Source organism: Limnobacter sp., from assembly GCF_043511195.1.
GTDB lineage: Bacteria > Pseudomonadota > Gammaproteobacteria > Burkholderiales > Burkholderiaceae_B > Limnobacter.
Map to the genome: position 1 here is coordinate 1,443,454 of NZ_CP121330.1, position 12,039 is coordinate 1,455,492.

The 12,039-nt window shown below is 53.7% G+C and carries 11 protein-coding genes; 7 read left to right on the top strand and 4 right to left on the bottom strand.

From position 1 onward, the window contains the following. Positions 1-33 precede the first annotated feature (33 nt). Together P0D43_RS06915 and P0D43_RS06920 are read left to right on the top strand one after the other, a co-directional pair. Positions 34-2,025, top strand: coding sequence for a nitrogen regulation protein NR(II) (locus P0D43_RS06915; protein WP_159572898.1), 1,992 nt, complete (start codon positions 34-36; stop codon positions 2,023-2,025). After that, positions 2,012-2,680 carry a response regulator transcription factor gene (locus P0D43_RS06920; protein WP_236550923.1) on the top strand — a complete coding sequence of 223 codons (669 nt, stop codon included), beginning with the start codon at positions 2,012-2,014 and terminating at the stop codon, positions 2,678-2,680. Before P0D43_RS06915 ends, P0D43_RS06920 begins: the two co-directional genes overlap by 14 nt. Here P0D43_RS06920 and P0D43_RS06925 read toward each other — a convergent pair. The 3 genes from P0D43_RS06925 to P0D43_RS06935 all read right to left on the bottom strand — a co-directional run bounded on the left by P0D43_RS06925 (position 2,659) and on the right by P0D43_RS06935 (position 6,572). Beyond that, positions 2,659-3,210, bottom strand: a complete 552-nt coding sequence (locus P0D43_RS06925) for a hypothetical protein (RefSeq protein WP_394673596.1) — start codon at positions 3,208-3,210, stop codon at positions 2,659-2,661. The two genes, P0D43_RS06920 and P0D43_RS06925, sit on opposite strands and share 22 nt — an antisense overlap. Continuing rightward, positions 3,207-4,589 (bottom strand): chloride channel protein, encoded by a 1,383-nt coding sequence (locus P0D43_RS06930; protein ID WP_394673597.1) that lies wholly within the window; start codon positions 4,587-4,589, stop codon positions 3,207-3,209. Before P0D43_RS06930 ends, P0D43_RS06925 begins: the two co-directional genes overlap by 4 nt. A gap of 126 nt (positions 4,590-4,715) precedes the next feature. Continuing rightward, complete coding sequence (locus tag P0D43_RS06935) at positions 4,716-6,572, bottom strand: DEAD/DEAH box helicase (RefSeq protein WP_341236298.1); 1,857 nt, start codon at positions 6,570-6,572, stop codon at positions 4,716-4,718. Between the two features lie 361 nt (positions 6,573-6,933). Here P0D43_RS06935 and P0D43_RS06940 point away from each other — a divergent pair, with 361 nt between their 5' ends. The 5 genes from P0D43_RS06940 (at position 6,934) to P0D43_RS06960 (ending at position 10,277) form a co-directional block, all read left to right on the top strand. Continuing rightward, complete coding sequence (locus P0D43_RS06940; protein WP_159572907.1) at positions 6,934-7,527, top strand: hypothetical protein; 594 nt, start codon at positions 6,934-6,936, stop codon at positions 7,525-7,527. Between the two features lie 75 nt (positions 7,528-7,602). Continuing rightward, positions 7,603-9,054: a D-alanyl-D-alanine carboxypeptidase/D-alanyl-D-alanine-endopeptidase gene (gene dacB / locus P0D43_RS06945; RefSeq protein ID WP_341236296.1), complete on the top strand. Its 1,452-nt coding sequence runs from the start codon at positions 7,603-7,605 to the stop codon at positions 9,052-9,054. A gap of 102 nt (positions 9,055-9,156) precedes the next feature. After that, entirely contained in the window at positions 9,157-9,456 is a 300-nt protein-coding gene (locus P0D43_RS06950; protein WP_138518742.1) for a YqjD family protein, read from the top strand. A gap of 9 nt (positions 9,457-9,465) precedes the next feature. Continuing rightward, complete coding sequence (locus tag P0D43_RS06955) at positions 9,466-9,870, top strand: phage holin family protein (protein ID WP_394673598.1); 405 nt, start codon at positions 9,466-9,468, stop codon at positions 9,868-9,870. Next, positions 9,867-10,277, top strand: a complete 411-nt coding sequence (locus P0D43_RS06960) for a hypothetical protein (RefSeq protein ID WP_159572913.1) — start codon at positions 9,867-9,869, stop codon at positions 10,275-10,277. The genes P0D43_RS06955 and P0D43_RS06960 overlap by 4 nt, the downstream gene beginning before the upstream one ends. Here P0D43_RS06960 and P0D43_RS06965 read toward each other — a convergent pair. Next, the gene (locus P0D43_RS06965) at positions 10,255-11,838 is read right to left on the bottom strand and encodes a UbiD family decarboxylase (RefSeq protein WP_394673599.1); all 1,584 of its coding nucleotides are present in this window, start codon (positions 11,836-11,838) and stop codon (positions 10,255-10,257) included. The two genes, P0D43_RS06960 and P0D43_RS06965, sit on opposite strands and share 23 nt — an antisense overlap. Positions 11,839-12,039: the final 201 nt, after the last annotated feature.

The following is a 12,039-nucleotide window of genomic DNA, read 5'->3' on the forward strand; positions in this document are numbered from 1 at the left end:
AATCTTTTTGCTATTTCGTGGCACTATCCAGCCATGCAACTGTTCGCCCCTTACGAGCCCAATTTAAAGAAGATCAAGCGCCGTCAAGCCATGAGGTTTGGCATGCCCGTGCTTGTTTTTTCACTTTTAATGGCGTTGATGGTGGCCGCAGTTTACTACGCCCAACAGGACGAGCGTGATCAAAACCAGGCAAAACTGATTGCCGATGCACTTTGGGCCCGCCAGAACATTCAGTTTCAGGTGGGTGGCCTGATCAACTCCCTGCAAGCGCTGACCAATGACTCTCTCATTTATCCATCGGCACGTCTTTCGGCAAGCCTGAATCAGCTTAGCCGCAGCTCTGGCGAGCTGGTGGCGGTGTTTCGTGGGCCCGAGTTGACACCGATTGTGAATCTGGAAGACAACTTTGATGAATATGATCTTGAAGCGGTTCGCAATCTGATCTCAGCGCAGGTCAATCAACGCTACGAGTCCCGCCTGGACGGGTTGGTTGGACCCTTTCTGTTTCAGGGGCGCCACTATGTGGCCAATGTGAGTGTGGCCCAACGCGGCGAGGCCGTTACCGCTGGCTTGATCGACCTGGATTTGATGCTGGAAAAGGAGTTGCCCTGGTGGTTTGCTCAAGACAACCAGGTCGAACTGCTCGATGCCAGCGGGGCCATTTTGTCGCGCCTGGTAAAGGCCAGTCCGGGCGCTGGTGTTTACATGCACACGACCTCACTGGAACTCGGAGGGCTGCAGTTTCAACTCAGGGTCAACAGCATTCAAGAAGGCCCCCGATTGTTCAACTACGGCATTACCGGCGCGTTGGCATTTTTACTCCTGCTGCTGTTGTTGAGTTTCATCATGTTGTGGCGCGATTCTCGTCGTCGTCTCGAGATTGAGGCTCGTCTTGAAGAAGAAAAACTGTTTCGCCAGTCCATGCAAGACTCCATGGCGGTGGGTTTGCGTGTGTGGGACTTGCAAGGTTTTATTCGTTACGTGAACCCGGCGTTTTGCAATATGGTGGGTTACAAGCCCGAAGAGTTAATTGGAATTCCGCAGCCCCTGCCGTATTGGCCCAGCAAGAGCACTGAGGAATACAAGCGTTTGGTCGCCAATGTGATTTCAGGCAATGCCCCTCCAGAGGGGTTCGAAACAACGTACCAGCATCAAAATGGCAAGTTCATTGATGTGCTCATTGTGGAAGCGCCTTTGAAAGACGGCCGTGGTGCGCACACCGGCTGGATGAGTTCAGTGATCGACATTACCGATCGCAAGCGTTCGGAATCGCTAATTGCCGAGCAACGCGAGAAATTGCAGGCGGCTTCACGATTTGCGCTGGTGGGCGAGGTGGCCTCTAATATTGCGCATGAATTGAACCAACCCTTGGCTACCATGGTGTCGTATGCACAGGCCGGGATGAATTTAAGCCAACGTGGTGCCAGCCTGGAAATGTACGGCCAGTTGTTTGAGAAGTTGCGCGATCAGGCGCAGCGTGCGGGCCGCGTGGTTGGTTCGGTTCAAAACCTGGTTCGCAAACGCAAACCCACCCGTGAAAATGTGCGCGTGTCGGACCTGATTGATTCCATTCAGTTCATGGTGAATTCCACCGCTGTGCTGCACCAGGTGCGTTTGCATTTTGACATTGTCACACCCGATTTCGTGTTGTATATCGACCGAATCATGGTGGAGCAAGCCTTGGTCAATCTGGTTAAAAACGCATCAGAAGCTTTCACTGCGTCACAACGTATTCGCAATGTGTGGATACGTGCGCGTCAGTTGGAATATTCCTTTGAGTTTTCAGTGCGTGACGACGGCCCGGGTTTGAGTTTGAACAACACCGAGAAAATGTTTGAGGCTTTGGTGTCGACAAAGCCAGACGGTTTGGGCCTGGGCCTTAGCCTTTGCCGCTCGGTCGCTGAGTCGCATGGCGGGCGCCTGAAAGCCGATGCCGTGCCCACAGGTGGTACCTGTTTTACAATGGACTTGCCAATGGCAGTCAAAGAATCCATGGAAGGGGAGCAGTCAGTTGGAGCCAACTAAAAAAGTGCAGGTGTTGCTGCTCGATGATGATGACGATTTGCGCGAAGGCATGAAATGGATGTTCGAAACCGTGGACCTGCCCATGCAGGGTTTTGCCAATTTCGAGAGTTTCAAGTCCCGACTGGATGAATACATCACCAGCGAGGCCGAGCTTTGTCTGTTGCTTGACTTGCGCATGCCCGATATGTCGGGTCTTGAGGTGTTTGAGTGGCTAAAGCGCAGTGGTTACAGCCTGGACCGTTTGCCAGTGATTTTCTTGACGGGGCATGGCGACATATCCACTGCCGTAGAAGCAGTTAAAAATGGTGCATTCGATTTTTACGAAAAACCAACCACCGATCAGCGTTTGATTGAACGGGTTAAACAGGCACTGCAAAAGTCAGGTGAATATTTGGTGAACCTGGAAGTGCTGAAGCAATGGTCTGAACGAATTGACCGATTGTCGCCCCGCGAGCGAGAGGTCATGTTTTTGGTGGCCAAAGGCAAATTAAACAAGGTGATTGCCTCTGAGCTTGATATTTCAATGCGCACTGTGGAAGTGCATCGTGCCAATGTGTTTGACAAACTCAAGGTACGTTCAGCCGCCGAGTTGGCGACCCTGCTTAGCCGCCTTAGCGATCGCCTCGGCTTTGATCAATTGGCCGGGCTGGAATAAATTTCCACCATATTGGGCAAGCTGACAGCATCCCCAAACAACGGGCTTGAGGTGTCTGGGTGTAACTCCAGCACAAATGCCTTGCGGGCAAGCCGGTGGCCCCTGAAGTAGTTTTGAATCGCATCCAGTCTTTGGCTGGCCACAGCAAGATCAAGTTCAGCACTACCTTCTGTTTGGGTGCTGGATCGAATCAAAATGGGACCCGATCGGCCCGATTTGGTGGCTTCATTCAAAGCCTCGAGTTTGACCAAACAGTTTGAGGGAATCCCGCTTTGATCCGGCTCGAAGTGAATCAACAACTCCAGTCGTCGATCCTCTCTGCGAAGCGTTAATTCAGCCGCGGTGTTCTGAGATTCAGAAAGTGCAGTGACCAGGCCGTTGAACAAATCGAGCGTGGGTTGGTGACCACAATGCATAGCCGGGTTGTTTAGCCTTTGAACAACGTTGTCGAAGGCTTGCGCAGGTTTCAGTAACAATGCTGTTGTAAGGCATGCCAGCAGAGCTGCTTTTGCTGCGCAACGCGTGCTCATTTTTTTGGTTCAACAGTGGTCGCTTCGGTCTGAGCAACCTCCTGCGGGGGCGCGGGTACTGGCTCAGGTTGCGTAAAGCTGACCTTGATTTGATTGGCCAACAGGTGGTAAATCGAGGCAGGCAAGATTCGTTTGCTGACTTGTGTTGAAATGGCTGACACGAAAATCAGGGGCATGACCAAATCGTGGTTGTCGACCATTTCCAGCACAATTACAAAAGCAGTAATCGGGCAGTGGGTTACCGCAGACAAAACACCGACCATGGCCAGCAACATCAGTGGCGCGGTTTCGCTGTTGGTCAACCCCGCAAAAAAGTGACCAAATCCTGCACCGATCGACAAGGTGGGTGAGAATACGCCGCCAGGTATGCCACTGGCAAATGACACCACAGTGGCAATCATTTTGGTCAGCCAAAACATGGGGGAAAGCTCTTCACTGTCCTGCAAGGCAGCCTTGGTTTCTTCGTAACCCGCACCAAAAACTTCAACACCAAAAATTAGTGCCATGAGTGAGAGCACCACGCCGCACCCCGCTGCAAATCGATAGGGGAAACGACTGCGCAAACCACCCAAATAGCTGGTGCTCGACACCAGGATCAACATACTGCGCCCGTAAAGGCCGCCCACGATGCCTGTAAGTATCGCCAATACGAAAATGATGAACCATTCCTGTCCCCAGTCGATCGTGGCATTTGAATAACCAAAGTACGAATAGTTGCCCTGAAGAATCAATGCCACCAAACCTGCAAGCACAATGGCCATCAAAAGTGCCGAGGTGTGTCGCATTGTTTTTCGTCGGCCCAATTCTTCAAAGGCAAACATCAGCCCACCCAAGGGTGTATTGAAAGCCCCCGCGACCCCTGCAGCACCGCCAGCAATAATCAGTGAGCGGGTGTCGAACAGCTTGGCAATGTTGGGAAAGCGTCCTGCGTAGGCCATCAGTGCGGCACCAATTTGTACGGTTGGGCCTTCACGCCCCGCAGCGGCACCCGCTGCTATCACGAAAGGCGTGATCAGCAATTTGCCCAAAAAAGCGCGTGGCCCCAACAGCCGTTCCACTAGCCTGGGTTTTGGGTGTTTGGTGACTTTGATTGCTTGCGGAATGCCACTGCCGCCCGAGCCCCAGAAAACGGTGTTGACCAGCCAAAGGGCAATTGGAAACACCACCGGTGGCAACAGCAGCGCGATCCACATGTGCTCGGCGAATAGTTCTTTGTTCCATTCACCTGCGAAGTCAGACATCCAGGCAAACCCCACTGCGAGAAAACCAACCAGCAGGGAAAAGGCGTAGATGACAGAGACGATCATGCCCCGGTCAGCCATGAAGCGTGAAAGTCGAGCGCTTTGCGCCAGCCACTTGTTTTTGGAATTGGGCCGCACTGTAGGAGTCTTCCTGTTTTGTTGGTCAGCAAGCTCCAAATTGTCGCATAAAAACAAAAAACCCTCAGGCTTTCGGCTGAGGGTTTTTCTTGGGGTTTCCCCCGTGGTGCTTTTTACGCCACTTTTTTAGTCAGTGCGACGTCGGCTAAAGCCGCCACGATCGCCCATGTTGCGTGCAGCCTGTTCTTTGCGGGCGCCCGAGGCGTGTTCACGCTTTGGACCCGAAGGTGCAGTGCCTTCGGCACGGAAGGCCGGGCGTGCACGTTCTTCAGAACGGGGGAAGCTTGGGCGCTCTGCGTCGCGATTCCACTTTTTTGGCGCATCCGAGTTGCCGCCAAAACCGGAAGGCTTGCGATCACCAAATGAAGGCTTGTCGCCAAACGACTTGCGCTCACCGAAGGGTTTGCGGTCACCAAATGAAGGCTTGTCGCCGTAAGGCTTGCGGTCACCAAAGGGTTTGCGATCGCCGAAGCTGCGCTCTTCACCTTGGGTAAATGGCTTGCGATCACCAAAGCTGCGCTCTTCGCGTGCTTCGTAAGGCTTGCGATCACCAAATGACTTGCGCTCACCGAATGCAGGCTTGTCGCCGTACGACTTGCGCTCGCCGAATGCAGGCTTGTCGCCGAATGATTTGCGTTCACCGCCATAAGATGGCTTGTCACCATACGACTTGCGCTCACCGAATGCAGGCTTGTCGCCGTACGATTTGCGCTCGCCACCGCCAAAGCTGCGGCCTTCTGAACGACCACCGCTGTTGCCAGCGTAACCGCCACCGCCAGAGCGACCACGGCCACCACTTGGCTTGCCACCGCGTGGCGCCTGTGTGAAGTTGCCACGTGGCTCCAGGCCTTCGACCTGTTCTTCAGGAATGCGTGAGTTGATGAAACGCTCGATGCCGCGAACACTGATGATGTCGCAGGCTTCGGCCAAGGTAACTGCCACGCCACTGCGGCCAGCACGGCCGGTACGGCCAATGCGGTGCACGTAGTCTTCCGACTTCATGGGCATACCGTAGTTGATCACGTGTGAAATTGCAGGCACGTCCAGGCCACGGGCAGCAACATCGGTTGCAACCAATACCTTGATGTCGCCTTTGCGAACGCTGGCCAAACGGCGGTTACGAACCACCTGTGGCATGCCACCGTGCAGGGCGCAGGCGCGTACGCCTTCATCGGCCAAATCGCGGGCCAGGTTTTCTGCGTCAATTTGTGTGCTTGTAAACACGACAGCTTGAACCATGTCTGGGTGCTCCAGCCAGTGGTTCAGCAGTTTGCGTTTGTGGCCACGGTTATCGGCCCACATCAGCTTCTGGGCGATGTCGGTGTTGGCTTCGTTCTGAGCCGCCATTTCAATGCGCTTGGGGTTGTTCATGATGTTTTCAGCCAAGCCAATAATGCGCTTGGCAAAGGTGGCGGAGAACATCAATGTTTGAATTCGGTTGCCACACAGGTGGTCGATTGCTTCCAGGTCTTCAGAAAAGCCCAGGTCAAGCATGCGATCAGCTTCGTCAACAATTAATGTAGTTACTGTGCTCAGGTCCAATTTGCCCTGTTGGGCCAAATCGAGCAAGCGGCCGGGGGTGCCGACAACGATGCGTGCGCCACGCAGGCTGGCCATTTGCTTGCCATAAGGCATACCGCCTACAACAGTTGCTACACGAACGCCCTTGGTGAATTTCACCAGGTTGATCGCGTCTTGGCTAACCTGTTGGGCCAGTTCACGGGTTGGGCACAGCACCAGGCATTCTGGACCGGCCAGCATTTCCATGGGGCTTTGTTCGCCGCTCATCATGCGGTGCATCACGGGCAGCAGGAAACCAAAAGTTTTGCCGCTACCTGTCTGGCTGGACACCATCAGGTCGCCGCCTTCTTTGCCGAGTGGTACCACTTCGGCTTGAACGGGGGTAGGGGCAGTAATGTTTAAAGCATTCAGGGCTTGCAGCAAAGGCGCAGCAAGACCCATGTCATCAAATGACATAGACATGATAAAAGTTCCAATTCGATGTGGACTTAAAAATTCATCGACGAACAGAAATGAGACGACGCGGCTGGGAACTAGGTTGTTCCGGATGGTCGCAAGAGAACTGGCGGCGATGGGCAAAGCACAGCTTCAAGAGCTTGTGCCAACAAAGGCAACCCAACGCGGTCCAATGGTGAGAATCGTAAAACGACCCGTTGATTTGCAATCTGGAGCGAAGTCTACTGGGTTTGGGTGCAATGCACAAGAAAAGATTGTGGGTAAAACCACAATTAGAAGAAAAACACCAACATCCCCGCAATTGCCTATCAATTTTTCCAGAATCCGGACGTTATCACCTGTAGAGGTAGTCAATCAGGACTGGATTATGAGAAAACTAAAGATATTGATGGTGGCGGGCGCTGCGACCATGCTGAGTTCGTGCGATCTGTCGCAGATACCAGGCTTGACAGGCAAGTTGTCAATGGAGGACAGCAAAGCGGTGGGCGCGGCGTGCAGGCATTCAGGCCGCGCGCTGGAGGATTGTTTTACGCTGAACCCCAGTTCGCATCAATCCGGTGTGTTCGAGGGCTGGCGTGACATGAACGACTACATGCTGGCCAATGAAATCGAAGTGGTAAAACCTGAAATTCGAAATTCTGCCTTCAGGCAGGAAAAGACGTCATTGGACTCGCCTGTGTTACCTGGCACACCCGTTGAGTCCGGGTCTGCGGCCTTGGACACCCCCCAGGAAGCCGTACCTCTGGCCCAAGGGCGGCAACGTTGGTTACCCAAGGGTGTAGAAAATCCGGCCATGAATGAGTCTGCAGTGACTCCGCCGGCTGCGGCAGACAAGGCAGAGACCGCAGCAACAGCCCCGGCAACAAGTCCAGAAGACATACCTGCTGCCAAAGAGGCACCTGCTGTTGAATCACCAGCAAGGCCTTGGGAGCGTAAAAAGGATCCGAAGAAACACACCTGACGGCACACTGTGTGCGGCACAAGATGGCTTGGGTGATATCCTGAAAGTTCACAATTGACTTTCAGGATTTCACGCGTGTCTGTTCGCAAAATTGGCGGAGTTTTAATTCTTTTTAATCTGGTTTTGTCGCAAGCCTCATGGTCAAATGCGGCCGAGCCCCAGGTGCGGACCTTTCCTTCAAATGTCACTCAGGCCTTCGTGAAAAAAGGCATTGCGGCGGACGACTTCACGGCTTACGCCCTACCAATTTCACCTTTTGTTCACCGAAAGCCGCAGGCTTATGCACATGGCTCCAGTCAGTTGGTCAATCCCGCTTCTGTGGCCAAGGTGTTTACAACAGCCCTTGCTTTGCAAAAGCTTGAATCCACATATCGATTCAAGACGGGTTTTCATGCAGATTCCGAGCCTGTCGATGGCATGTTGAACGGCCCCTTGTATATCAAAGGCAGCGGTGATCCAGCGTTTTTAAGTGCAGACCTGTGGGCTTCATTGCGACAACTGAGAACGAAGGGAGTTGATGTGATCAACGGTCCAGTTGTGCTGGACGACACCGCGTTTACGGAACAAATGCCCAGCCTTGGTCTTGCCGAAGACGACGCCTTTGATGATGCACCTCACCGTGCTTACCATGCCCAGCCCGATGCCTTGTTGCTGAATTTTGGTGCCATGTCGATTGACTTGAAAATCAATGAGAATACGGTGGTTGTGCTGCCTGAAGAGGCGCCCAAAGACTGGGCGTTCGTGTCAGAAATCAATTTGACCGCTGGCGGTTGCGGTGCCTGGAAGAACGGCATGTCGGTGGATTTTTCGAAAGCAGGGCGAAACGTAGTGGTGACTGTGAAGGGCAACTACCCACGCCGCTGTGGGCAATCCCGCTTGCCCATTCGCATTCCCGCACAGGACTGGCTGTGGGAATCGTGGGTGAAAGAGATCTGGTTGCAGTTGGGGGGCAAATTTGCCGGGCCACAAGGCGGGCAAGTGATCAAAGGAGTCACTCCGGCTAACACCATTGCCTTGTACACACATTATGGGAAGCCGCTTGGCGACTTGATCAAGCAAATCAACAAATGGTCAAGCAACGTGATGGCTCGCCATCTCGAATTGGCAGTGGCTGGAACCCCCGAAGCATTTAACGCGCAACTGAAGGACTGGCTGAAGCAGCAGGGGATTTCTTCAAGTGACTGGTTTTTCGAGAACGGCTCAGGTTTGTCCCGCGGTACCCGGATTGATGCCAAAGGCCTTGCAGAGTTTTTGCGAAACATGGCTGCACGATCCGATTTTCCTGATTACCTGGCCAGCTTTCCACGCGCTGGAGCAGACGGTACGCTTCACAGGCGTGTGAACAACATAGACGGGTTTGCTTACTTGAAAACCGGAAGCTTGAACGGCGTACGTGCTCTGGGCGGTTACTTGCGAGACCGCGAGGGGCAGTTGTGGGCCGTTGGGGTGTTGGTGAAAAGCCCAAGGGCCTACGACAGTTGGGGACCCATGGAAAGCTTGCTCGAGTTTATATACAGAGCGGAATAATTCAAGGCAAAAATGATGCGCTTGCCCGCAAGCCTTTCCCAATCTGGGTTTTCCTTTGTTAGACTGATTCATTATTCTCATCCAACAGCACGAGGCCAACATATGGACAACAGCAAAGACAAACTCTTTAGTGACATGAAAATCGTATTGAGCGACGCCGAAGATCTGTTGAAAGCCGCGGCCTCATCGTCGGGCGAGCGTGCGGTCGAACTTCGCGAAAAGGCCTTGGTCAGCCTTCGCCGAGCCAGGGAAGTGATGCAAGACGCCCAGTCGGCTGTGCTTGAAAAAGGCAAGGCAGCTGCACGTGCCACGGATGACTATGTGCACGATCACCCCTGGAAAGCCGTGGGTATTGCCGCCGCGGTGGGTTTTGTATTGGGTTTGATCATTAACCGTCGTTAAAGGTTGGCTGTGCTAAATCCAAATGCGAGGGCAGCACTAAAACGGGTTGTCGCCAGCTTGTTGGGCATGACCCAAACCCGCATTGAATTGGCGGGTGTCGAGTTGGCGCAGGCCCGCCAGGCCACGGTTCGCACCGTGATTTGGTCTTTGCTGACCGCATTGGCAGCAGCGTTTGCCTCTTTGTTTATTTGCCTGCTGGTCATTGCTTTGGCTTGGGATTCGCACCGATTCCTGGCCATTGCCGGGTGTGCTGCTTTCTATGTGGTGCTGGGCGTGTATTTTTACGTGCAACTGAAAGACACCTTGGCCGCACAACCTCCTTTGTTTGAAGCCACGCTGGCTGAATTGGGTCGCGACAAACAAGCTGTGCTGGACAGTTTGAGCAGTGGTGACACCCCTGGGGAGTCGTCATGAGTAAAAAATTCGATGCTCTGGAAGCGCGCAAAGAATTGTTGATGATGAAAGCTCAACTTGAGCGCATGGAGTTTGGCGGTCAGGTTGATGCGTTAAAAAAAGAATTCGCCTGGGTCAATATGTTTCGCCAGTTTGGCGGCTGGTTGGGCAAGCGAAATATGCGGGCGCTTGGGCCAGTGGTCAGCCTCGGAGGCCAGGTTTGGCAGGAGGGCCTGAAAAAGTACCCGCTGCTCGGCATGTTGGCCTCGACTGCTTTGCTGCGTTTTCGCAAACCGGTTTCCAAAGTGGCGTTGCGCGCTGGTTTGGGTGCCGTGGCGCTGGCTGCGGGCATGTTTTGGTTTCAAACGAGAAGCCCTTGGGCTTCCCGTTCAGTGGCCGAGTCTTCTACAGACCCAAACGACTCATAAGTTCACGCACGCGTTCATCCAGTTTGGGATCGGGCTGAATGCTGCGGCCCCACTCCCGAGTGGTTTCACCCGGCCATTTGTTCGTGGCATCCAAACCCATCTTCCCACCCAGTCCACTCACCGGGCTTGCAAAGTCCAGGTAATCAATCGGCGTGTTTTGAATCAGCACGGTATCCCGCACCGGGTCCATTCGCGTGGTGATTGCCCAAATCACTTCTTTCCAGTCGCGGGCGTTTACGTCGTCGTCGACCACCACAATAAATTTGGTGTACATAAATTGACGCAAGAAACTCCAGGCGCCCATCATCACGCGCTTGGCATGACCTGCGTAGGCCTTTTTCATTGAGATTACGGCCATGCGGTAGCTGCAACCTTCGGGCGGCAGGTAGAAGTCCACAATTTCTGGAAACTGCTTTTGCAAGATGGGTACAAATACCTCATTCAGTGCCACGCCAAGCACAGCGGGCTCATCCGGCGGTTTGCCGGTGTAAGTGCTGTGGTAAATGGCATCGTCGCGCAGGGTGATCCTGTCGACAGTGAACACGGGAAACCAGTCTTGTTCATTGTAATAGCCGGTGTGGTCTCCATAAGGGCCCTCTAGCGCACAGTCCCAACCCTTCAAGTACTCGGGTACTGGTGGCGGCTCGCGCAACACGGTAACGCCTTCCCGTATTTCCGGCACCTCGCCATCGGTTCTGCCTTTTCGTGCGGCCACAGCAATCGGGTGTTCGTAGGGGTAAATATGGCCTTCCAGCACCATTTCCGCCTCTGCAGGCACTTGCAGATTATTGCCCTTGCAGGCCACCAGTTCTGTTCGGCTACCCCGCAGCAAACCGGCAAATTGATATTCAGAGAGCGTATCCGGCACCGGCGTGACCGCGCCGAGGATAGTGGCTGGGTCGGCGCCCAAGGCCACTGAAATCGGGAAAGGTTGGCCTGGATGTTTCAAGGCGTGGTCGCGGAAATCGAGCGCGCCACCCCTGTGGGCCAGCCAGCGCATGATCAGGCGGTTTTTTCCAATTTGTTGTTGTCGGTAAATACCCAGGTTCTGCCGCTTGCGATTGGGCCCTTTGGTGACCACCAAACCCCAGGTCAACAGGGGGGCAGCATCGTCGGGCCAGCATGTCCAGATCGGAATCTGGTTAAGGTCAACGTCTGGGCCCTCGACAACGTTTTCCTGACATGGTGCTTTACTGACTACTTTGGGGGCCATCGACAGCACCTGTTTCACCAAAGGCAACTTGTCCAGTGCATCGCGCATTCCCTTGGGTGGCTCAGGTTCTTTCAGGTAGGCCAAGGTGCGGCCGATGTCCCTTAGTGCTTCGGTGTTGCTGGCGCCCATGCCCATGGCCACCCGTTTTGGTGTGCCAAACAAATTGCCCAATACACGGTGTTTGTAGCCTTGTGGTGCGTCAAACAACAAGGCGGGGCCTTCAGCGCGCAATACCTTGTCGCAAAGATGGGTCATTTCCAGAACTGGGCTGACTGATTCGGGGACTCGTTGAAGTTCACCTTCTTTGTAGAGTAAATCGATGAAGTCTCGAAGGTTCTTGTATCGCATTGTGAAAAAAACTACCTGTTTGTGGTCCGGAAGGAACAGTTAACAAGAAATTACAACCCATACCTAGAGGGCTTTTTCAAGCCCCCCAAAAGCGCATAAGGCCTCGTTTTAGGGGTATGTTCTTGTTTTGAGTAGAAAGACTCTACCAGATTTTGCATTGACCCCTGTCCGGGTTGACCCTAGAATCCGCTCAGCTTTGTG

Excerpts from the sequence above, each read along its gene's own strand:
- P0D43_RS06915 (WP_159572898.1), top strand. The coding sequence starts at position 34 with ATGCAACTGTTCGCCCCTTACGAGCCCAATTTAAAGAAGATCAAGCGC.
- P0D43_RS06925 (WP_394673596.1), bottom strand. The coding sequence starts at position 3,210 with ATGAGCACGCGTTGCGCAGCAAAAGCAGCTCTGCTGGCATGCCTTACA.
- P0D43_RS06935 (WP_341236298.1), bottom strand. The coding sequence starts at position 6,572 with ATGTCTATGTCATTTGATGACATGGGTCTTGCTGCGCCTTTGCTGCAA.
- P0D43_RS06940 (WP_159572907.1), top strand. The coding sequence starts at position 6,934 with ATGAGAAAACTAAAGATATTGATGGTGGCGGGCGCTGCGACCATGCTG.
- P0D43_RS06950 (WP_138518742.1), top strand. The coding sequence starts at position 9,157 with ATGGACAACAGCAAAGACAAACTCTTTAGTGACATGAAAATCGTATTG.
- P0D43_RS06960 (WP_159572913.1), top strand. The coding sequence starts at position 9,867 with ATGAGTAAAAAATTCGATGCTCTGGAAGCGCGCAAAGAATTGTTGATG.
- P0D43_RS06965 (WP_394673599.1), bottom strand. The coding sequence starts at position 11,838 with ATGCGATACAAGAACCTTCGAGACTTCATCGATTTACTCTACAAAGAA.